This window comes from Streptomyces sp. NPDC025618, from assembly GCF_055558795.1.
In genome coordinates this window covers 20,681-40,930 of record NZ_JBVHLW010000050.1, presented here as the reverse complement: position 1 = coordinate 40,930, position 20,250 = coordinate 20,681, and the positions used below count along the sequence as shown (strand labels likewise).

The 20,250-nt window shown below is 71.9% G+C and carries 18 protein-coding genes and 1 tRNA gene; 14 read left to right on the top strand and 5 right to left on the bottom strand.

Annotation, left to right across the window (positions count from 1 at the left end; genetic code table 11):
* Window positions 1-203 precede the first annotated feature (203 nt).
* Both ACZ4A5_RS28135 and ACZ4A5_RS28130 read right to left on the bottom strand, forming a co-directional pair.
* The gene (locus ACZ4A5_RS28135; RefSeq protein WP_467590156.1) at window positions 204-671 is read right to left on the bottom strand and encodes a heme-degrading domain-containing protein; all 468 of its coding nucleotides are present in this window, start codon (window positions 669-671) and stop codon (window positions 204-206) included.
* A gap of 82 nt (window positions 672-753) precedes the next feature.
* Window positions 754-1,860, bottom strand: coding sequence for a Gfo/Idh/MocA family protein (locus tag ACZ4A5_RS28130; RefSeq protein ID WP_467590142.1), 1,107 nt, complete (start codon window positions 1,858-1,860; stop codon window positions 754-756).
* 278 nt (window positions 1,861-2,138) lie between these two features.
* Between ACZ4A5_RS28130 and ACZ4A5_RS28125 the strand changes: the two genes are divergently transcribed.
* The 13 genes from ACZ4A5_RS28125 (at window position 2,139) to ACZ4A5_RS28065 (ending at window position 14,569) form a co-directional block, all read left to right on the top strand.
* Complete coding sequence (locus ACZ4A5_RS28125; RefSeq protein WP_467590153.1) at window positions 2,139-3,203, top strand: ROK family transcriptional regulator; 1,065 nt, start codon at window positions 2,139-2,141, stop codon at window positions 3,201-3,203.
* A gap of 218 nt (window positions 3,204-3,421) precedes the next feature.
* Window positions 3,422-4,204, top strand: coding sequence for a hypothetical protein (locus ACZ4A5_RS28120; RefSeq protein ID WP_467590139.1), 783 nt, complete (start codon window positions 3,422-3,424; stop codon window positions 4,202-4,204).
* Window positions 4,205-4,230: 26 nt separating this feature from the next.
* Window positions 4,231-5,016, top strand: coding sequence for a GntR family transcriptional regulator (locus ACZ4A5_RS28115; protein WP_467590150.1), 786 nt, complete (start codon window positions 4,231-4,233; stop codon window positions 5,014-5,016).
* Between the two features lie 132 nt (window positions 5,017-5,148).
* A complete protein-coding gene (locus tag ACZ4A5_RS28110; protein ID WP_467590136.1) occupies window positions 5,149-6,270 on the top strand; it encodes a TIGR03364 family FAD-dependent oxidoreductase in 1,122 nt (373 codons plus the stop codon).
* 14 nt (window positions 6,271-6,284) lie between these two features.
* On the top strand, window positions 6,285-7,004 hold the full coding sequence (locus ACZ4A5_RS28105; protein WP_467590133.1) for a phosphonatase-like hydrolase: 720 nt from the start codon (window positions 6,285-6,287) through the stop codon (window positions 7,002-7,004).
* Entirely contained in the window at window positions 7,001-8,068 is a 1,068-nt protein-coding gene (locus ACZ4A5_RS28100) for an ABC transporter ATP-binding protein (protein WP_467590131.1), read from the top strand. Before ACZ4A5_RS28105 ends, ACZ4A5_RS28100 begins: the two co-directional genes overlap by 4 nt.
* 184 nt (window positions 8,069-8,252) lie before the next feature.
* Window positions 8,253-9,239 (top strand): 2-aminoethylphosphonate ABC transporter permease subunit, encoded by a 987-nt coding sequence (locus ACZ4A5_RS28095; protein WP_467590128.1) that lies wholly within the window; start codon window positions 8,253-8,255, stop codon window positions 9,237-9,239.
* Complete coding sequence (locus ACZ4A5_RS28090; RefSeq protein WP_467590125.1) at window positions 9,226-10,023, top strand: ABC transporter permease; 798 nt, start codon at window positions 9,226-9,228, stop codon at window positions 10,021-10,023. Before ACZ4A5_RS28095 ends, ACZ4A5_RS28090 begins: the two co-directional genes overlap by 14 nt.
* Before the next feature lie 46 nt (window positions 10,024-10,069).
* Window positions 10,070-11,125 (top strand): 2-aminoethylphosphonate ABC transporter substrate-binding protein, encoded by a 1,056-nt coding sequence (locus ACZ4A5_RS28085; protein WP_467590122.1) that lies wholly within the window; start codon window positions 10,070-10,072, stop codon window positions 11,123-11,125.
* A gap of 91 nt (window positions 11,126-11,216) precedes the next feature.
* Window positions 11,217-11,996 (top strand): HAD-IIA family hydrolase, encoded by a 780-nt coding sequence (locus ACZ4A5_RS28080; RefSeq protein ID WP_366004169.1) that lies wholly within the window; start codon window positions 11,217-11,219, stop codon window positions 11,994-11,996.
* A 114-nt stretch (window positions 11,997-12,110) separates the two neighbouring features.
* On the top strand, window positions 12,111-12,671 hold the full coding sequence (locus ACZ4A5_RS28075) for a hypothetical protein (protein ID WP_467590118.1): 561 nt from the start codon (window positions 12,111-12,113) through the stop codon (window positions 12,669-12,671).
* 19 nt (window positions 12,672-12,690) lie between these two features.
* Window positions 12,691-13,353, top strand: coding sequence for a class F sortase (locus ACZ4A5_RS28070; RefSeq protein WP_467590115.1), 663 nt, complete (start codon window positions 12,691-12,693; stop codon window positions 13,351-13,353).
* Window positions 13,354-13,516: 163 nt separating this feature from the next.
* Window positions 13,517-14,569: a glycoside hydrolase family 6 protein gene (locus ACZ4A5_RS28065; protein WP_467590113.1), complete on the top strand. Its 1,053-nt coding sequence runs from the start codon at window positions 13,517-13,519 to the stop codon at window positions 14,567-14,569.
* Between the two features lie 170 nt (window positions 14,570-14,739).
* Here the strand turns inward: ACZ4A5_RS28065 and glxA are convergent, their stop codons facing one another.
* The 3 genes from glxA to ACZ4A5_RS28050 all read right to left on the bottom strand — a co-directional run bounded on the left by glxA (window position 14,740) and on the right by ACZ4A5_RS28050 (window position 18,969).
* A complete protein-coding gene (glxA, locus tag ACZ4A5_RS28060) occupies window positions 14,740-16,695 on the bottom strand; it encodes a radical copper oxidase GlxA (RefSeq protein ID WP_467590110.1) in 1,956 nt (651 codons plus the stop codon).
* Window positions 16,692-18,560: a glycosyltransferase family 2 protein gene (locus ACZ4A5_RS28055; protein ID WP_467590108.1), complete on the bottom strand. Its 1,869-nt coding sequence runs from the start codon at window positions 18,558-18,560 to the stop codon at window positions 16,692-16,694. Before ACZ4A5_RS28055 ends, glxA begins: the two co-directional genes overlap by 4 nt.
* A gap of 335 nt (window positions 18,561-18,895) precedes the next feature.
* Window positions 18,896-18,969 (bottom strand) — tRNA-Lys (locus ACZ4A5_RS28050).
* A gap of 216 nt (window positions 18,970-19,185) precedes the next feature.
* On the opposite strand from ACZ4A5_RS28050, the gene ACZ4A5_RS28045 reads away from it, so the two are divergent.
* Entirely contained in the window at window positions 19,186-20,106 is a 921-nt protein-coding gene (locus ACZ4A5_RS28045; RefSeq protein ID WP_467590105.1) for a C40 family peptidase, read from the top strand.
* The last annotated feature ends 144 nt before the right edge of the window (window positions 20,107-20,250 follow it).

The window sequence follows — 20,250 nt, the reverse complement described above, 5'->3', positions numbered from 1 at the left end:
CCCCCCCCCCCCCCCCCCCCCCCCCCCCCCCCCCCCCCCCCCCCCCCCCCCCCCCCCCCCCCCCCCCCGCGCCCGCAGGGCGCTCCCGCCGCAGGCGGCAACGAAACCCGCACCTGACAGCCGGCACCCCCCCCAAGGCTCCCGCCGCAGGCGCAACGCCCCGCAGAATCACCCGCACCCAGCGGAAACCGCCCCCGACACCCTCAGCCCCCCGCCGCCCCCAAAAACCGCTCCAACCCCGCAACAACCAACGCATGATCCTCCCCCTGAGCCAGCCCAGAGACAGCTACCACGCCCACAACCCCCGTACCACGCAGCCGAATCGGAAACGCCCCACCATGCGCCGCATAGCGATCAGGATCAAGACGGGAGTGAGACTCGAAGGTACGCCCCTTGGCCCGGAACCGCGCCCCGACCAAGAAGGAGGACTCCGCATACCGCTCAACCACCCGGCACTTGCGGTCGACCCACGCGTCGTTGTCGGCGGACGTCCCCGGCAACGCGCAGTGGAAGAGCCGCTGCGAACCCCGCCGGATGGAGACGGTCACCGCCGCACCACGCTCGCGGGCGAGAGAAACGAGCAGTGACCCAAGCTCCCAGGCGTCGTCGTTCCCGAACCGGTCAAGAACGAGCCGCCGTTCATCGTCCTCCAGGCGGGCAACCTCCTCCATCACGCCTCAGCCCCCTCAACCCGCACGGCGCACCGCTCGACGCCATCGATCTGAAGCGCTTCCAGGCAAGCAACCCCAGCCATCACGCCGAAGCCTCGATCCGCACGACACGCCCCTCATCCGCAGAGACCCGAGCCGCTTCCAGCACCCGCAGAGCCGCCGCAGCCTCCCGAGCCGACACCGGCGGCCGACCACCCGAGAGGAGGGCCTCCACCACGGCCGAGTAATAAGCGGGGTAGTCACCAGGCAGAGTGCGGACGGGTTCGCCGCCACCGGTACGGGGAGACTCGCCGGCACCGATCCGCCCCCAGGCGGACTCGGGTTCGACGCCCCAGGCCGTACGGTCGTCCGACGGGCGGAGCCCCTCGCGCAGGGCCGCTTCCTGGGGGTCGAGGCCGTACTTCACATAGCCGGCGGCGGTGCCGAGCACCCGGAAGCGCGGCCCGAGTTGGGCGGTGACGGCACTCACCCACAGATGGGAGCGGACACCATTGGCGTGGGTGATGGCGATGAACGTGTCGTCGTCGGCCTCGGCACCGGGCCGGCGGATGTCGACCTCGGCGTACACGGTGGCGGCGGGCCCGAAGAGGGCGAGGGCCTGGTCCACGACGTGGCTGCCCAGGTCGTAGAGGAGCCCGCCGATCTCGGCCGGGTCGCCGGACTCCCGCCAGCCGCCCTTGGGCCGGGGCCGCCACCGCTCGAAGCGGGATTCGAAGCGGAGGACGTCGCCGAGCGCGCCGTCGCGGACGAGCTGCTGGACGGTGCGGAAGTCGTTGTCCCAGCGGCGGTTCTGGAAGGCGCTGAGCAGCAAGCCGCGTTCGTCGGCGAGGTCGGCCAGGGCCTCGGCCTCGGCGGCGGTCGCGGCGAGGGGCTTGTCCACGACGACGGGCAGCCCCGCTTCGAGGGCGGTGCGGGCGAGCGCGACATGCGTGCGATTGGGAGAGGCGATGACGATGAGATCGAGCTCGTCGGCGCGGGCGAAGAGGGCGTCCGTGTCGGCGACGGTACGGACACCGGGGTGCTCGGTGACGGCCTGGCGCTGCCGCTCGGGGTTGGCGGTCACGACGGTGTCGAGGGCGAGACCGTCGGTCGCGGCGATCAGCGGGGCGTGGAAGACGGAGCCCGCGAGGCCGTAACCGATGAGCCCGACGCGGTAGGGGGTGCGGGGGGTGTCAGGGGTGCCATCCATGCCCCCCACTTTGGCAACGCTGTTGCGGAAGTGCAAGCGGTGACGACAATGGTGAGGTGAGCAGCACGAACAACCCCGACTCGGACGCATCCCCGGACGCTCGCCCGGCCACGGACCCGGGTGCCCGCCCGGCCACGGGTCCGGACGCCCGCCCGGCCGTGCGTCCAGGCACCGTCCCGGCCACCCGCCACGACGTCGGCCCAGGCGTCCACCCCGGCACCTGCGGAGACCTCGGCCTGGGCGGCGGCCTGGGTACCCGCCCGGACACCCGCCCGGACATCCGCCCCGTCGGCCCCACGCCACTCGGGCCCGCCGGGGCGAACCTCGCCGCGCTGCGGGATCACAACACCGCCGTGGTCCTCGGCCTGCTGCGTGACGCGGGGCCGGAGGGCGCCAGCAGGGCCGAGCTGGCGGCGGGCGCCGGCCTGACCCCACAGGCCGTGAGCAAGATCGGCGCGCGGCTGCGGGCGGCCGGGCTGGCCACGGACGGCGGACGCCGGGCCTCGACGGGCGGCAAGCCGCCGATGCTGTTCCGTCTGGTGCCGGAGGCGGGCCACGCCGTCGGCCTGCATCTGGACCGGGACGCGATGACGGCGACCCTGGTCGACCTGTCTGGCGCCGAGGTGGAGACGCGTACGGCTCCGCTGGCCTTCGGGTCGGGGGCGGAGGCGGTGCTGGCCGAGATCGGGGCGCTGCTGGACGGTCTGCTTCCGGCCGCCGTCCTGGGCGTCGGGGTCGCCGTGCCGGGCCCGCTCGACCACCGTGGCGGCGTGCTGGGGAAGGTGACGGGCTTCCCGAGGTGGGACGGATACCCGCTGCGGGACGCGCTCGCCGGGCGGCTCGGCGTGCCGGTGGTGATCGACAAGGACACGAACGCGGCGGCGCTGGGGCTGCTGCCGCGCGGTGGGGCGTCGTCCTTCGCCTATCTCCACCTGGGTACGGGGCTCGGCGCGGGGCTGGTGCTGGGCGGTGCCGTGCACCGGGGGGAGCGGACGGGAGCGGGGGAGTTCGGCCACCAGGTGCTCCAGCTCGACGGTCCGCTCTGCGCGTGCGGCAGCCGTGGCTGCGTCGAGGCGCTCTGCCTGGAGGCGGTGGCGTCGGGGGATGTGGGGCGCGCGGCCTGGCTGTTGGGCGTGGCGGTGAAGAACCTGGTGCGGCTGCTGGACATCGACCTGGTGCTGCTCGGAGGGAGGACGGTGCTGGCGGATGCCGCCCGGTTCGAGGAGGGGGTGCGGGCGGTCGTCGGCGAGGTGACCCGGGTGGAGGTGGCGGAGGCGAGAGCGGTAGTGGCGGGTGCGGCCGAGCTCGCGCTGGCACCGCTGTTCGGCGGAGCGGCTGGTTAGAGCTGGTCAGAGAGGGGGCCTCGTCCCCGATCCCCACGGAGCTCCGCCCGGCCCTGTGCCCGGCCGGAGGCGCCCCGCCCGTACGGATCAAAAGAAAATACGCACATCGGGCGGAATCGCACCCCCACTCGGCCCACCCGAGCCGTGCCGGGCCTTCGGCCTCGGGCCCGCGCTGCCAGCGTGACTCGCGTTCCCGGACCCTCCGGAAAGGTCTCGCGATGTACCTGCCCCGTGCGCTCGTCGTCGGCGCCGTCGCGCTCGCGATCGTTTCGTCGGCGGCACCCACCTATCCCCGGCCGCCCCTCGACCGGGCGCCGGTCCAGTCGCGCTGCGGCCGTCCGGGGAACGCCACCTTCCCGATCGCCGCGCGGCTGAAGGGCGGGCCGGTGACGTACGAGCGCGGCGGTGACCAGCAGGTCTGGGAGCTGGAGCTGCGCAACGGCACGGCGGCCGACTGCCGGGACGTGCACCCGGTGGCGGTGTTCGCGGACCGGGCGCGCGCGCTGCGGCCGGGCGACATCCGGTTCGACTTCTACGACACGGCCGCCGCCCGCTGGCGGCCGGTGCGCTTCGAGCGCACCGACGAGGCCGAGAACGTCGGCGTTTTCGAGGGCACTTCGCCGGACTTCCCCGGCTTCGCGGTGCCCGCGCACGCTTCCGTGCCCGTACGCGTGCGGCTCGGCTTCACCGGCGGCGCGCCCGAGGGCCCGGTCACGTTCAATGTGACCGCCGTGCAGCGGCGCGGTGGGGACGGGGACTGGGTGGGGGAGTCCGACAACTACACCTTCGGCGTCGCGGGCACCGCCGCGAGCGCGGCCCCCGGCGCGGGTCGCGCCGATGACGAGGCGCCCGGCGAAGGGGAGGCCGCAGAGACAGGTCACCGCTCCCTGCTCGCCGACACCGGCTCCCAGCGGCCGCTCTTCGCGATCGGCGCGGCCGCCTTCGCGCTGCTCCTCGCCGGCGGTTCCATGATCTTCGGGGCGCGGCGCGCACGGCGCTGAGGTGCGAGGATCGCGCCGTGGACTTCATGGACTACCCCGGCGGCACGGGGGAGCAGACACCCGGCGCCGCACCCGGCGCCCCCATCCGCGCGGGCATTCCCGAGCACGGCCGCATCCCGAAGTACTACGCGGTCAAGACCCGAGTGGCCGCCCTGCTCGACGAGTTGGGCGAGGGTGAGCTGCTGCCGACCGAGCGCGACCTCGCGGTGCGCTTCGAGGTGTCACGCGAGACCGTCCGCCAGGCCCTGCGTGAACTGCTGCTGGAGGGGCGGCTGCGGCGTGCGGGGCGCGGCACGGTCGTCGCGGGCCCCAAGCTGGAACAGCCCCTCGCCCTCGCCAGCTACACCGAGGGCGTCCGCAGGCAGGGCCGCCGGCCCGGCCGCTCCCTCATCGGGCTCGACCGTTTCCCCTGCCCGCCCGCGCTCGCGCCCGATCTCGGCGTCCAACAGGGCGCGCCTGTCTGGCACATGGAGCGCGTACTGCTCGCCGACGACGAGCGGGTCGGCCTGGAGAGCACCTATGTGGCGGTCGAGCGCGTGCCGCGCCTGGACGCCGACTTCGAACCGGACTCCTCCTTCTACGGCTATCTCCGCGACCGCCTCGGCATCTCCTTCGGTGACGCGGACGAGCGGCTGGAGACCGTACTGGCCACACCGCGCGAGGCCCTCCTCATCGGCACCCCGCCCGCGCTGCCGATGCTGCTGATCCACCGGCTGTCCCGGGACACGGAGGGCCGCCCGCTGGAGCGGGTGCGGTCGCTCTACCGGGGCGACCGCTTCTCCTTCACCACACATCTGGGAACGAAACGGTAGAAGGTGACCGCCCGACAGCCCCTTGGTATGTAACGCAACGATAACGGGTCTAGGCCAAGTTTGACAGCCCGTTCACTGTCCCGTCGCTGTGCGGACCGCTTCGGGTCACTCGCCCCGAGGAGCGTTCCCGGCATGCGAGTCATAGTCGTCGGAGCCGGCGTGCTGGGAACCCTGCACGCCTGGCATGCGGTCCAACGCGGCCACGAGGTCGTCCACATCGAGCGCGAGGCCGAGGCCAGGGGAGCCTCCGTCCGCAATTTCGGCCTGGTCTGGGTCAGCGGCCGGGCCGGTGGTGAGGAGCTGGACACCGCGCTGCGCGCGCGGGAGCTCTGGGCGGAGATCGCCGACGGCGTCCCCGGCCTCGGTTTCCGGGCCAACGGTTCGCTGACAGTCGTCACCAACGAGGCGGAGCTGGCCGTCGCCCGCGCCGCCCTCGCCCGCCCCGACGCGGCCGCCCGCGGCTTCGCCCTCCTCGGACCCGAGGAGACCCGCGAGCTCAACCCCGCCCTGCGCGGCGACTTCCGCGGCGCCCTGTGGTGCCCGCGCGACGCCGCCGTCGAACCGCGCACCGCCCAGCGCGCCCTCAAGGACGCGCTCCTCGCCTCCGGCCGCTACACCTTCCTCGGCGGCCGCGAGGTCCGCGAGACCATCGGCGAGCACGCCGTCCGCGACGACCATGGAGTCACCCACACCGGCGACGCCGTCGTCCTCTGCACCGGCGCCTGGCTGGGCGGTCTGGTCCGCGAGCTCGCCCCCGACCTGCCCGTACGCCGCGTACGCCTCCAGATGATGCAGACCGCGCCGCTCGGCGAGCCGCTCACCACCTCCGTCGCCGACGCCGACAGCTTCCGCTACTACCCCGCCTACGGCGGCCCCGCCCTGGACGCGCTCGCCGCCGCGCAGAGCCAGCCGCCCGTCGCCGCCGGGCACCGGATGCAACTGCTCATGGTCCAGCGGGCGGACGGCGGGCTGACGATCGGCGACACCCACGAATACGAGGCGCCGTTCGCCTTCGACGTCGACGAGGACCCGTACGAACACCTGACGGCCGTCACCGAAACGCTCCTCGGCCGGCCCCTGCCGAAGATCCGGCGCCGCTGGGCCGGGGTGTACGCGCAGTGCGTCGACACCACGCGCGTCGTGCACCGGCAGCAGGTGCGCGACGGCATCTGGCTGGTGACCGGGCCCGGCGGCCGCGGCATGACCTGCGCGCCCGCCATCGCCGAGACCACCGCGAACGCACTGGGCTGGTGAAGGAGATGGCTTCCGTGACCGAGGGGAATAACGTGACCGACGGGAAGAACGCGCCGATCGGGCTCGTCGTCCTGGACATGGCCGGCACGACCGTCGCCGACGAAGGACTCGTCGAGCGGGCCTTCGAGAGCGCCGCGGCCGAGCTCGGCGTACGGCCCGGCTCGGCGGAACACGCCGCCCACCTCGCCCATGTCCGCGCCACCATGGGCGAGTCGAAGATCTCCGTCTTCCGGCACCTCTTCGGCGACGAGGAGCGGGCGCGGCGGGCCAACGCCGCCTTCGAGGCGGCCTACGGACGGCTGGTCGGCGAGGGGCGCTGCGCTCCCGTGCCCGGCGCCCGCGCCGCCATCGAACGGCTGCGGGCCGAGGGCCGGACCGTCGTCCTCACCACGGGCTTCGCCCGCGTCACCCAGGACGCGATCCTCACCGCCCTCGGCTGGACCGGCCTCGCCGACCTCACCCTCTGCCCCGCCGACGCGGGCCGCGGCCGCCCGTACCCCGACATGATCCTCACCGCGCTGCTGCGCACCGCGGCCGTCGACGCCGTCCAGCGGATCGCGGTCGCGGGCGACACCTCCTACGACATGCTCTCCGGACGGCGGGCCGGTGCGCCGCTCGTGGCGGGCGTGCTCACCGGGGCGCACGACGAGACGGCCCTACGGGCCGCCGGCGCCACAGCCGTCCTGTCGTCGGTGGCCGAACTGCCCGGCCTGATAGCGGAGTACGAGTCGTGACGACCACCACCACGAGCGGCGGCATCCGCTTCGACGAGGTGTCCGTCGCCTACGGCGGCACCGTCGTGCTCGACGCGCTCGACCTCACCGTCGAACCCGGCGAGGTCATGGCACTCCTCGGCCCCTCCGGCTCCGGCAAGACCACCGCGCTGCGCGCCGTCGCCGGGTTCGTCCGGCCGGCCTCCGGGCGGGTGCTGATCGGCGGCCGGGACGTGACGGAACTGCCGCCGCACCGGCGGGGCATCGGCATGGTCGTCCAGCAGTACGCGCTCTTCCCGCACCTGCGCGTCGACGCCAACGTCGCCTTCGGCCTCAAGGCCCGAAAGGCACCCCGCGACCAGATCGCCGGGCGGGTCGCCGACGCGCTGGAGATGACCGGCATGAGCGCGTACGCCAAGCGCTACCCGCGCGAACTCTCCGGCGGTCAGCAGCAGCGCGTCGCCATCGCCCGGGCACTCGCCGTCCGGCCGGGAGTCCTGCTCCTCGACGAACCCCTCTCCGCGCTCGACGCGCGACTGCGCGGCGACATGCTCGCCGAGCTGGCCCGCTTGCACCGGGACCTGCCGGACGTCTCCATGCTCTACGTCACCCACGACCAGTCCGAGGCCCTCACCCTCGCCGACCGTATCGCGGTGATGGACCGCGCCCGCCTCCAGGACTGCGGCACGCCAAGGGAGTTGTACCGGAATCCGGGCAGCGCGTTCACGGCGTCGTTCGTCGGCAGCGCGAATGTGCTGCGGGGCGCGTGGTCGGGCCCGGGAGTGGTCGAGGTGGGCGGTGCGCGGCTCCGCGTCCGCGAGGGAGCGGGCGCGGGGGAGGTGACGGTGTGCGTACGGCCGCACCTGATCCGGCTGGGGGAGTCCGACGATCCGTCGGTGAACGTGGTGCGGGGGGTGGTGACGGGGCTTCAGTGGCGCGGGGCGTCGCATCGGGTGACCGTCACTGTGGCTGAAGGTTTCGAAGTGACGGCTGAGGTGCCGGAGCTACGCGTGGTGCCGGAGTTGGGGGAGCGGGTGGCTGTGCGGTTCGCTTCCGGGGACGTTGTGGTGGTGGCCGATGCGTAGGGTTGGGGCCGGTGGCTTTTCCCCTGCCCGCCCCTTCCCGAAACTGGGGGCAGGCCCCCAGCCCCCCGGCGGCCCGCGGTTCTCGGACCACGGTCCGCCCGGTCGAGCCCGTCCGGCGTTCGAGGACACCGCGCTAAGCGCGGTCAGGAGGCCCGGGGCCTCCCCGGTTCCGGGAAGGCGCGGGGTGGGGGAAAAAGCGCCGCAGGCGGCAACGGCGGGACAGCCGGGGGCCCGGGGCACGCGCCCCCCACGCGGCGGAGCCGCACCTCAGACGCAGCCGGGAAGGCGCGGGGCGGGGAAAGGGCCCGCAGCGGGTGGCGCACCGGCCCGCCGCCGGCGCCCCGTACGCGCCCTATGGGTCCTGCCCCCGCTCTGCGCCCTGGCGTTCTTCTTCCTCTATCCCCTCGCCCTCGTCATCCGCCAATCCGACGGCTACGGCGAGACCTTCCGGCAGACCGCCTTCCGGGAAGCCCTCCGGAACACGGTCACCATCGCCGCCGGCGCCACGGCAGGAGCTCTCGTCCTGGGGTTCACCCTCGCCCTGGTCATCGCCTTCGTGCCGTTTCCGGGCGCCAGAGCGCTGAGCCGGTTCATCGACATCTTCCTCGCGTTCCCCTCCTTCCTGATCACGCTCGCCCTGCTCTTCGTCTACGGCTCCCGAGGCATGGCCAACGGACTGTGGACGGACGTCACGGGGGCCTCCGACGGACCGTTCGACTTCCTGCACACGCCCTGGGGTGTGCTGCTCGCGGAGATCACCTACTTCACACCGCTCGTCATGCGGCCCCTGCTCGCCGCCTTCTCGCAGGTGGAGACCGCGCAACTGGAGGCCGCGGCCTCGCTGGGCGCGCGGGCGCCGCGGATCGTGCGGCAGGTGATCCTGCCCGAGGCGATCCAGGCGCTCGCCGCGGGCGGCAGCCTCGTACTCGTCATGTGCCTCAACGAGTTCGGGATCGTGCTGTTCACGGGGGCGAAGGGCGTCACGACCCTGCCGATGCTGGTCTACAGCAAGGCGATCCTGGACGGCGACTACACCGGCGCGTGCGTCGTGGCCGTGGTCAACGTCGCCCTGTCCGTCGCGCTGTACGGCCTCTACCACCTGCTCCTCGCCGGGAAGCCCGGGAGATCCCGCACCTCCGGAAAGGGGGACACCCGCCGTGCTCGTGCATAGCCGCCGCGCCCGCTGGGCCGCGTGGACCGTCTTCTTCGCGCTCTTCCTGCCCGTCTTCGCCCTGCCGTTCCTGGTGGTCCTCGCCGCGTCCCTCGCCACCAACTGGAGCGGCGCGCTCCCCTCCGGCGCCACACTGACGCACTATCAGGACATCGCGCGCGGCGACTCGCTGAGCGCGCTGACCACCAGCCTGCTGACCGCCGTCGCGGCGAGTGCCCTCGCCCTCGTCACCGGCACCTGGGCCGCCCTCGCGGCCGAGCGCCTGGGGCGCCGCGTACGCCGTGTGGTCGACGCGCTGTTCATGCTGCCGGTCGCCGTGCCGTCCGTCGTGGTCGGGCTGTCGCTGCTGGTCGCGTTCTCGGAGCCGCCGCTGCTGCTCAACGGCACCCGCGCGATCGTCGTCATCGCGCACACCGTGCTGGTCACGGCCTTCGCCCACCAGTCCGTGACCGCCGCCCTCGCCCGCCTCGACCCGGCGTACGAACAGAGCGCCGCGAGCCTCGGCGCCCGCCCCTCCTACGTCCTGTGGCGCGTGAGGCTGCCCCTGCTCCTGCCGTCCCTGACCGCGGCCGCGGGGCTCTGCTTCGCCCTGTCCATGGGGGAGTTGAGCGCCACGATGATGCTCTACCCGCCGGACTGGCTGCCGCTGCCCGTCAAGATCTTCGGCACCACGGACCGCGGCGCCCTCTTCGCCGGAGCCGCGCTCGCCGTCGTCCTGATGGTGACGACGCTCGCCGTCCTGCTCGGCGTCGCCCGGATCCGCACCAGGGCGTCCTACCGCTGAGCGCACCACCCTCCCCGTCATTCCCACGCAAGGAGCCCGACACGTCATGCCCCGCCTTCACCGGTCGCTCACCGCCCCCGCACTCGGCGCGGTGGTCCTCGCCGCCACCCTGACCGGCTGCGGCGGCACGTCCGCCGACGCCGATGAGATCACCGTCTACAGCGCGGACGGCCTCAAGGCCGAGGACGGCTCGGGCTTCTACGACACGGTCTTCACGGAATTCCGGGAAAAGACCGGCATCAAGGTGAAATACGTCGAGGGCGGCTCCGGTGAAATGGTGCAGCGGCTGGCCCGGGAGAAGTCCCGTACGAAGGCCGACGTGATCGTCACCCTGCCGCCGTTCATCCAGCAGGCCGACGGCAAGGGACTGCTCGCCGCCTACCGCCCCGCGGGTTCGGACAAGATACCCGTCGGCGACCGCTCCGCCACCGGCACCTGGACCCCCGTCGTCGACAACTACCTGTGCTTCATCCACAACACCCGGGAACTGAAGGACCCGCCGAAGACCTGGGACGACCTCCTGGACGGTCGGTTCAAGGGCAAGGTGCAGTATTCGACGCCCGGAGTCGCCGGTGACGGCACGGCGGTGCTCGTGAAGGCCGTCCACGACTTCGGCGGCGAGGAAGCCGCCATGGCCTATCTGAAAAAGCTCCAGAAGAACAACGCCGGCCCGTCCTCCTCCACCGGACAACTCGCCCCCAAGACGGACAAGGGCGAACTCCTCGTCGCCAACGGCGATGTCCAGATGAACTACGCGAACATGAAGTCCATGCCTCACCAGGGCATCTTCTTCCCCGCCGACAGCAGCGGAAAGCGCACCACACTCGCCCTCCCGTATGCCGCCGGGCTGGTGAAGAACGCCCCGCACGCCGACCGGGCGAAGAAATTCCTGGATTTCCTGCTCTCCGCAGAGGTACAGCGGCAGGCGTCCTCCGTCGCCGGCGGATTCCCGGTCCGTACGGACGTCAAGGCCACCGACAAGAACGCCGCCGCCCTCGCGGAGATCATGCAGGGCGTCGAGATATTCCGCCCGGACTGGGCCGAAATAGACAAGAACCTCGCCTCGTACGTCGACGCGTGGAAGTCGGCCACCGGAAGCTGATTAGGCTGGAGGTGTCGGGGCGGCGCACGAGTGGCGCTGTCCCGGCGTTCCCCCGCCCCGGCACGGGGCGCAAGACCGCAGGAGTCCCACCGTGGCAGAGCGCAAGCCGATCGAATCCTGGCTCACCGACATGGACGGTGTGCTGATGCACGAGGGCATTCCGGTGCCCGGGGCCGACGCCTTCATCAAGCGGCTCCGCGAATCCGGCAAGCCCTTTCTCGTCCTGACCAACAACTCCATCTACACCCCCCGCGACCTGCACGCCCGCCTGGAGCGGATCGGGCTGGACGTGCCGGTGCAGAACATCTGGACCTCCGCGCTGGCCACCGCCAAATTCCTCGACGACCAGCGGCCCGGCGGCACCGCCTATGTCATCGGCGAGGCCGGGCTCACCACCGCGCTGCACGACATCGGCTACGTCCTCACCGACGCGGAGCCGGACTACGTGGTGCTCGGCGAGACCCGCACCTACAGCTTCGAGGCGCTCACCAAGGCGATCCGGCTGATCAACGGCGGCGCCCGCTTCATCGCCACCAACCCCGACGAGACCGGCCCCTCCGCCGAGGGTGCGCTCCCGGCGACCGGCTCCGTGGCCGCGCTGATCACCAAGGCGACCGGCCGGGAACCGTACTTCGTCGGCAAGCCGAACCCCCTGATGATGCGGGCCGGGCTGAACGCGATCGGCGCCCACTCCGAGACGAGCGCGATGATCGGCGACCGGATGGACACGGACGTCCTGGCCGGCCTGGAGGCGGGCATGGAGACGTTCCTGGTCCTGACCGGACTGACGCGCCCGGAGGATGTCGACCACCACCCCTTCCGCCCCTCCCGCGTCGTCGACTCCATCGCGGACCTCGTCGACCTCGTCTGATCGCCGCGGTCCGGCATTGGGCTGGTTCCGCGACCGTACGGAGCAATGGCGCCACGCAGCGGATGCGGCGCCCCGCGAAGGCGAGTGAGTCTCTGGGATACCAGGAGGTTTCCCATGGACCCAGCCCGATCCGCTCTGTGCGGCGCCCTGGCGGCAATCGCCGTGTGCGCGGCGCCCGCGTACGCCCAGGACGGCCCCGTGACCAGGCCCGGCGCGGTCTCCCTCGCGCCCGTCACCGGCACCCCCGGCTCGCGCGTCCAGCTGCGGGTCGCGGGGTGCGCCACCGACAAGGCGACCGCCACCTCCCCGGCGTTCGTCACCGACGCGCGGCTCGCCAAGGACGCGGCGGGGCTGCTCGCGGAGACCACCGTCCGCTCGACCGCGGCGCCCGGCACCTACGCGGTCAAGGTCCGCTGCGACGGCCGCGACGGCACGGCCGAGGGCCGGCTGACGGTCGTCGCCCCTCAGGGCGCCCGCTCCCCCGAGCACACCGGCCGCGCCCTGCTCCGCCCCCCGGTGGCCTCGCCCGTGGCGCCCGTACCGGCCGGTGGCGGCGGCACCGTGGCGGCCGCCGATCCCCCCGGCGTCCCCGGGCTCGTCCTCGCGGGCGGCACCGCGCTGGCCGCCGCCGGGGTCACCTGGTACCGCCGCCGGACCGACGCCGGCCGACGGTGACGGAAGGGCGGCCGCCGAGATGTCCGAAGAGCGCAGCAGCGGCCACGGCCGCCTCCTGACCGGAGTGGCCTGGGCCGCGCTACTGGTGGCCCTGTGGCTCTGGGGCCGTGAGATCACCGACGGGACCGTGGCCGCCACCCCCACGGCCGGTGACGTCGCCGCCGCGGGCCGCCCGAGCGCCCACCCGCTGCCCCCGGCCCACGCCCCGCTCCCGGCGGCCCACCCCCGCGGCCTCGTCATCAGGTCCGTCGGGGTCAGGGCGCCCATCGAGGACCGCGGCCTCGACCTGTCGGGCGCGGTCGACCCGCCCCCGTACCAGCGGGCGGGCGCCGTCGGGTGGTACCGCGGCGGACCCCGGCCCGGCTCGCCCGGCGCGGCCGTCCTCGTCGGCCATGTCGACACCGACCACGCGCCGGCTGTCTTCTACGACCTCGCCGGCCTCAAACGCGGCGCCACCGTCACCGTCGACCGGGCGGACGGCTCCACCGCCGAGTTCACGGTCGAGGACGTCTCCGTCTTCACCAAGGAACACTTCGACGCCCACCGCGTCTACGGCCCGCGCCGGGCCGACCGCGCCGAGCTGCGCCTGATCACCTGCGGCGGCACCTACGACCGTGCCCGCCGCTCCTACAGCGCCAACGTCGTCGTCTCCGCCTACCTCACCGGCGCCGGACATGTCTGACCCCGCCGCACGCCCCTCCCCTGCTCCAACAGGGCGACTTGACAGCGGGTCGTCGTCCGACCACCCACGGACGCGGCGATTTCTGTGCAAGCATGGAAAAGCCCGGTCATGTCCCGTGGGGCCGGGGGGAGACCCCACAGGAAGTACACCCAAGGGGGAATGGATGTACGGCAGCTACGCCGGCCGCACATGTCGTGCCCGTACGGCCCGCAGAGGAGCCGGTGCCGCGGTGGCGGCCCTGCTGCTGCTCGCCGGATGCTCATCCGATTCCTCCTCCGCGGAGCCGCCCAGGGCCGCCGACGCGCCGCCCCGGCAGCCCGCCCAACTGCCCAAGTCCCGGGTTCCCTTCTGGGTGAACCCCGAGTCCACCGCCTCCAAGCGGTCGGCCGAGCTCCGCAAGGGCGGCAGCGCCGACAAGGCGGACCTCCTGTCGAAGATCGCGACCCAGCCCGTCGCGGAGTGGATCGGGGTGGACGACCCCGAGGGCCAGACCCGCGGCTATACGGAGGCCGCGGCCGCGGCCGACCGGGTCGCGCTGCTCGTGCTCTACAACATCCCGCACCGCGACTGCGGTCAGTACAGCCAGGGCGGCGCCTCCGACGGCAACACCTACCGCGACTGGCTCGACAAGGCGGCCAAGGGCATCGGCGACCGCGCCGCGACCGTGATCCTGGAGCCGGACGCCCTCCCGCACATGGAGGACGGCTGCACGCCCCAGCAGTTCCACGAGGAGCGGTACGCCCTGCTCAAGGAGGCCGTGGGCAAGCTCAAGGCACTGCCCCGCACCAAGGTCTATCTGGATGCCGGCAATTCCAGCTGGGTCACGCCCGCCGACCGGATGGCGGATCCGCTGAAGCGGGCCGGCATCGACCAGGCCGACGGATTCGCCCTCAACGTCTCCAACTTCCAGACCACGCAGGACAACAAGGAATACGGGCACACCCTCTCCGCCCTCCTGGGCGGCAAGCACTTCGTCATCGACACCAGCCGCAACGGCAACGGCCCGCTGTCGGGCGCGGACCACGAGAAGTCCTGGTGCAATCCCTCGGGCCGAGCGCTGGGCGAGCCGCCGACGACGCGCACGGGTGACGCGCTCGTCGACGCGTATCTGTGGGTCAAGCGGCCGGGGGAGTCGGACGGCACGTGCAAGGGGGGACCGGAGGCGGGGCAGTGGTGGGAGAGGTACGCGTTGGAGCTGGCGCGCAACGCGAAGTGAAGTGACGGGGGTTGGGCGCGGGCCGGTTGCCGCCTGCGGCGGGCTTGTTCCCCAGCCCGCAACACGCTTCGCGCGTTGTCCTCAATCTCCCCCAGCGGTAGCTGGGGGAGATTGAGGACGCTCCCCCAGACTTCGTCCGGGGGGACCCCCAAGGGCGCTCCCGCCGCCCCCTACGCCTCCTTGACCTTCAGCCACACCGCAGGCGACGGCACCCCCCGGTCGTCCACGGCATTGAGCATGTACCAACCAGGCGGCACCAGCGACGGATCCTTGGGGAGGGTCACAGCGATACCGTCCCGCTCCTTCGTGAAGTCCAGTGCGATCGACCGCTGTTCCACATTCGTGACGTGAGTGAAGGACCCGGGCCGGATCAACCGCACCTTCGCGATCGGCCGCGGCCCACCCGCCCCGTACGTCACCTTGTCGCCCAGCGACAGCGTCTTCGGCCCGCCGGTGTCCTTGAGTTCGGGCCGGGCGCCGCTCTTGAAGAGGTACGGCGGGGTGTAGAGGTCGATCTCCTGCTGGAAGGTCGCGGGCCTGCTGTTGGCCTTGTCGCCGAAGAGGGAGTCGGAACCGAAGGTCATCACCCGGCCGTCGGGCAGCAGCAGGGCGCCCGAGTGGTAGTTGCGTCCCACCAGCGGATCGGCGGCCGGGTGCCGGGAGTTGTCCTTCGGGTCGTAGATCTCCGCCTTGAGGATGTTGGAGTCGCTGCGTCCGCGGTAGTCACCCGAGCCGTTGGTGGTCAGGACCGTGTCGTCGGGCAGGATGACGCTGCTGGGATAGCGGGCCTTGGCGTAGAGATCGGGCCCGTTCTTGAAGCGCGGCTGCGGTGCGTGCAGGTCGACGATCCGGGTGCGGGCGGTCGCCTTCTTGTCCTCGCCGACCCCGCCACCGCCGAGGACCATATAGCGCTGGTCCTGGGCGGGCGGCAGCAGCACGGACATCGAGGTCTCCAGGGCGTCCGGGTCGCTCATCCCCGGCACCTCGGTGAAGTCGTTGCTCCCCAGGTCCCACACGCCGGGGACACGGCCCTTGTCGGCCGGCCCGTAACCCGCGTTGGAACCCGTGTAGAAGATCCGCCCCTTGTCCGTGAGGAAGAGCGCGGGATAGGTCGGGAAGAAGCGCTCCTTGGGCAGATAGGCCCACTTCTTGGTCTTCGGGTCGTAGATCTCGTTCTTCCCCGGCACGACCTGGCCGATCTCGTCGAGACCGGAGACGGAGAGGACCTTGCCGTCCTGGAGGGTGGTGAGGGTGGGATACCAGCGGGCCTCGTTCATCGGGTCGACCGTGACATAGCGCTCGGCGACCGGGTCGAACTCATAGGCGTCCTTGATGCCTTGGAAGTCCTTCTTGTCGAACGAGAGCTTGTTGGCGATTCCGTAGACGTTGCGGGTGTCGGTGCCTTTCAGGCCCTGGATGCTGTAGTTGTCGGTGAGCCCGGTCTCGTACTGGTGGCCCTTTTGCAGAGCCTCCACATAGACGCGCGCGGTGCTGACCGTGACGGTGACCTTGTGGCTCTCGTCGTCCTGCACCTTCTTGGCCCGGGGGACGAGCACGGCGTCCTTCGACTCGAACGTCTTCCCGTTGTTCTTGCCGGTGAATCTGGTGCCCACGGGCAGCGTGATCGGTTTGTCCGGGTCCTCGTTGTGCACGACCATCAGCCCGCCGGCCTTGGTGACGTCACCGCCCAGCTTTTCGTAGCGCTGAGTGCCGCCCGCCACCAGGAGATTCCCGTCGGGCAGCTGGGTGTGCCCGGCGCAGAAGAGGTCCTTCGGGGTCGGGATGTTCTCGAAGGTGTTCTTCTCCGGGTCCCACAGGACCGAACGGAACGACTTCGCCTTGAAATTGGCGGCGTTGTTGCCCGACCCGGCGACCAGCAGCACCTTGCCGGTGTGCAGCAGGGCCGCGTGAATGGTGTTGATGCGGTATTCGTCGGGGACGTCGACCATGTCCCAGTGGCCGTTCTTGGCCTTGTACTCCGGCTGGTTGATCTTGTAGTCGTGGTATTGGTCGGAGGCGTAGCCCCACAGCGCCGGTCCGTTCATCCCCGCCAGGGCGAGCACCACCGCCGAGCCGACGGCCATGCGTCGGGTGCGGCGGCTGACACGGAAACGGGGCTGGTTCATCGGCTGACCTCCACGGCTTGCTTGGCGTTGCGTACGGTCCACCACCACGCGAGGACCGGCGCGACGGTGATGGCGAGGGCCAGGGCCGCCCACGTCCGCATCGCCACGTGCGTGTGGCCGAGCCAGAACGAGGCCAGCAGCGAGCCGCCGAACACCACCAGGAAGAACAGGTGGACGCGAAAGGTGCCGAAGAGGGTGTCCGGGCTCGCCGAGTCGCCCTTGGGGGTCACCACGAAGGTGCTCCTGCGGCGCAGCACCGCGTCCATCAGTGAACGGGCGTAGATCGGCGCCGACAGCGCGGACATCACCATGCCCGCGAGCCCGCCGGAGCCCTCGGGCTCGTGCGGGGAGACGTTGTGCCGGCGATTCCAGATGTAGAGCCCGATCTGGAGGGCCGCGGCGTCGCTGTAGAGCATCATCCAGACCTCGGAGTCGATCTGGATCCCCGAGGCGCCGAGTCCCAGGAAGAGCGCACAGCTCATGGCGCCCAGCAGCCAGTTGAGCGCGGTCATCGGATAATAGATGACCATCAGCGTGTAGTTGACGAATGTGCCCGGCGACAGGGTGAACGGCCCTTTCCAGAACTGCTTGATGATGGTCTCGTACGTGCCCCGCGACCAACGCAGTTGCTGGGTGAAGAAGTCCGTCCAGGAATTCGGCCCTTCGCCGACCGCGAGGACGTCCGGGGTGTACACGGAGCGCCATTTGCGACCGGTCGCGGGATTGCGGTGGCGGTGCAGCTCGAAGCCGGTGGCCATGTCCTCGGTGATCGAGTCGTAGAGCCCGCCGATGCCCTTGAGCGCGCTGATCCGGACGGCATTGTTGGTGCCGACGAACATGGGTGCGCCATAACGGTTTCCGGCGCGTTGGATCAGGGCGTGGAACAGGAACTGCTGGCTCTCGGCGGCCTTGGTCACGGCCGCATCGTAGTTCCCGTACACCTGCGGTCCAACGACAAACGCGATATCCGGGTCACGGAAGTAGCCGAGCATGCGCTCGAGGAAGTTGGGCAGTGGCACGTGGTCGGTGTCGACGGAGGCGAAGAAGTCGTAGTCGTCGCCGTGGGCTTCCAGCCAGGCGTTGTAGTTCCCGTGTTTCGTTCTCGCGCGGTGCGGGCCCTTCGGCTGATTCCACTTCTCGACGCCCTTGCGGGAGAAGTGATGGACGCCGAGCCGTCTGCACACCTCCCTGACCCCGGGGTCGTCGCCCTCGTCCAGCAGCCATACGTGCAGGGGCCCGCGGTGCCGCAGTCTGGTGGCCGCCTGGAGGGTCCGGGTGACCATCTCGAGGGGCTCCTTGCCGGGCACGAACGAGGTGAGGAAGGCGACCTTGGTGCCGCTCTCGGGCACCACCGGCACGGGGTCGCGCGCGACGAGCGTGGCGTGCGCGTTGGACACCACGTTCAGGGTGCGGAAGAGCTCGATCAGCCCGATGGACACCAGCATCACGGTGTCCAGGGACCGCATCAGAGGAGTGGAGTGGTCGCGGTGTGTCCAGTGGGCGGGCTGCATCAGCCACAGCAGCAGGCCCAGGGAGACCACGGGCGCGGCGCCGAGCAGGAGGGCGCCGAGGACGCGGTGCGTCTCGTCCGCGAGCAGGCTGCGGTAGCGGACGCGGTACGGCCGGCCCGGCTCGGGCTCGGTGAGCGGGCCGGCCAGCCTGCTGTAGTGCTCGTAGTCGAAGCGCGGGCGCGCTTCGGGCGGACGGACGGGCGACCGGACCGTGGTCCGGTCGCCCGTCGTATCGCCGGGTGGTGTCGTCCTGGGCCCGGCGGGCTGCTGGGGCACGCCGGGTGCCCGTGGCGGGCCGCCGACGGCCGCTGGGGCGTGGGTCTGCTGCCGGGCATCGGCAGGCGTGGTCGTCATGGTCATTCCCCCCGCACGCATGCTGATCGCGTGTGTCCGTCGTGAGTCCGTCGGCCCCCCACAGCCGCATGGACCCTGTGCGCACCGGCTCCCCACCGGCACGCGTGACTCATTGGTCACTTATTGACGTTGAGTCATTGCTCTCCGCTCAGGATCTCGGACGGCGCATCATGATCACAAGGGCGAAACGAGGTGTTTACCGGGCAAAGTGGTGTGTGATGCGAAGATACGTACGAATGAGGGTGAAGTATTCGGAAGCGGCACCCGGTCCTCCGGGGATCTTCCGGGCGCACGAAGAAGGCCCCCCACCGAGGTGGGAGGCCTTCTTCTGTCTGTGCGCCGCCAGGGACTCGAACCCCGGACCCGCTGATTAAGAGTCAGCTGCTCTAACCAACTGAGCTAGCGGCGCCTGCTGACAGAGAAAACTCTACCTGATCCCAGAGGGTGCTCCTGACCACCTCCCGGGCCGGTGGGAAGGGGAAGCGCCTGCGTGCGGCGCTGTGCGGGCGGTGCGGGCGGGGGTGCGGGGTCTTCGCCCCCTGGGGGGATCGTCCGCAATTTCCGGCATGCGGTTTTCCGTGGCCCTTGAGAAGCTGTGCCGAGTACGACGGAAGGCAGCGGTGCCGTGCGAATACCGGCTTTCACCGAGGCGATACCTGGCGACTGCGCGTGTGCGCTCTGCGTCGACGGGGCCGCCGCGGTGGCCGTGGGGAAGCGCCGGCCGGCCGCCGGGCCCGTACGGCACCGGTGTGCTCTCCGGGGTGCGGTGGCGGTGGCGGTGGGGGCGGTGGTGCTGGCGGGGCCCGGGGTGGGCGCGGCGGTGGCGTCCCCGCAGCCGGGTCCGGGGCAGGCGGAGAGCGCGATCGCCCCACTGGGGCCGCCGAGCCCGCACCCGGGCGCCGTCTCCGCGGGTGGGGATGCGGAGGAGGAGCAGGGCGCGGTCGAGGCCGTGCCGGAGTCGGAGGCGGATCCGGACACCGTCGACGCCGAGGCGGCCCCCGACGGCGAGGTCGAGGAGGGCGACGCCGAGGAGGAGGGTGTCGAGGAGGGGGACGACGAAGGGGCCGCCGAGGAGGAGGCGGAGGCGCCCGCCGAGGAGTCCGGCCAGGAGGAGACGCGGGAGCCCCCGGCGCCCCCCGAGCCGGCGCGGCCCCAGCATCCCCAGCGGCCGGCCGCCGGGCGGCGGGATCTCGAACCCGCGATCGCCTTCGCGATGGCCCACATCGGGGATCCGTACGTGCTGGGCGGCAACGGCCCGCACCGCTGGGACTGCTCCGGGCTCATCCAGAAGGCGTACCGCAAGGCGGGGGCCAGGCTGCCGCGGATAGCGGCCGACCAGTACCGCGCCACGACCCGCATCCCGCGGTCGGCCCTGCGCCGCGGCGACATCGTCTTCTGGTCGACCAACGGCAAGGCGTCCGGGGTGCACCACGCCGCGATCTATCTGGGCGGCAAGCGGTACATCGAGGCGCCGAGGCCCGGCAAGAAGGTCCGGGTCTCCACGTTCGCGCACTACGACCCGAACCTGTACGGCCGGGTGCGCTGACCCTGGCCCGGCCCGTCGCCCGTACCGCCGCGGTACGGACTGTCCGCCCGGTGGTCCGCGTCAAGGGCGCGTCCTTGAATCACGAAGTGCCGCGAGGCCGGCGCGTGCCCGGACGCGGGACAACCGTCCTCCGGCGGCGAACCG

What these genes read in the sequence shown, in the direction of transcription:
- ACZ4A5_RS28135 (WP_467590156.1), bottom strand. Translation starts at nt 671, where the DNA reads ATGGAGGAGGTTGCCCGCCTGGAGGACGATGAACGGCGGCTCGTTCTT.
- ACZ4A5_RS28085 (WP_467590122.1), top strand. Translation starts at nt 10,070, where the DNA reads ATGCCCCGCCTTCACCGGTCGCTCACCGCCCCCGCACTCGGCGCGGTG.
- ACZ4A5_RS28115 (WP_467590150.1), top strand. Translation starts at nt 4,231, where the DNA reads ATGGACTACCCCGGCGGCACGGGGGAGCAGACACCCGGCGCCGCACCC.
- ACZ4A5_RS28110 (WP_467590136.1), top strand. Translation starts at nt 5,149, where the DNA reads ATGCGAGTCATAGTCGTCGGAGCCGGCGTGCTGGGAACCCTGCACGCC.
- ACZ4A5_RS28070 (WP_467590115.1), top strand. Translation starts at nt 12,691, where the DNA reads ATGTCCGAAGAGCGCAGCAGCGGCCACGGCCGCCTCCTGACCGGAGTG.
- ACZ4A5_RS28120 (WP_467590139.1), top strand. Translation starts at nt 3,422, where the DNA reads ATGTACCTGCCCCGTGCGCTCGTCGTCGGCGCCGTCGCGCTCGCGATC.
- ACZ4A5_RS28055 (WP_467590108.1), bottom strand. Translation starts at nt 18,560, where the DNA reads ATGACGACCACGCCTGCCGATGCCCGGCAGCAGACCCACGCCCCAGCG.
- ACZ4A5_RS28065 (WP_467590113.1), top strand. Translation starts at nt 13,517, where the DNA reads ATGTACGGCAGCTACGCCGGCCGCACATGTCGTGCCCGTACGGCCCGC.
- ACZ4A5_RS28075 (WP_467590118.1), top strand. Translation starts at nt 12,111, where the DNA reads ATGGACCCAGCCCGATCCGCTCTGTGCGGCGCCCTGGCGGCAATCGCC.
- ACZ4A5_RS28130 (WP_467590142.1), bottom strand. Translation starts at nt 1,860, where the DNA reads ATGGATGGCACCCCTGACACCCCCCGCACCCCCTACCGCGTCGGGCTC.
- glxA (WP_467590110.1), bottom strand. Translation starts at nt 16,695, where the DNA reads ATGAACCAGCCCCGTTTCCGTGTCAGCCGCCGCACCCGACGCATGGCC.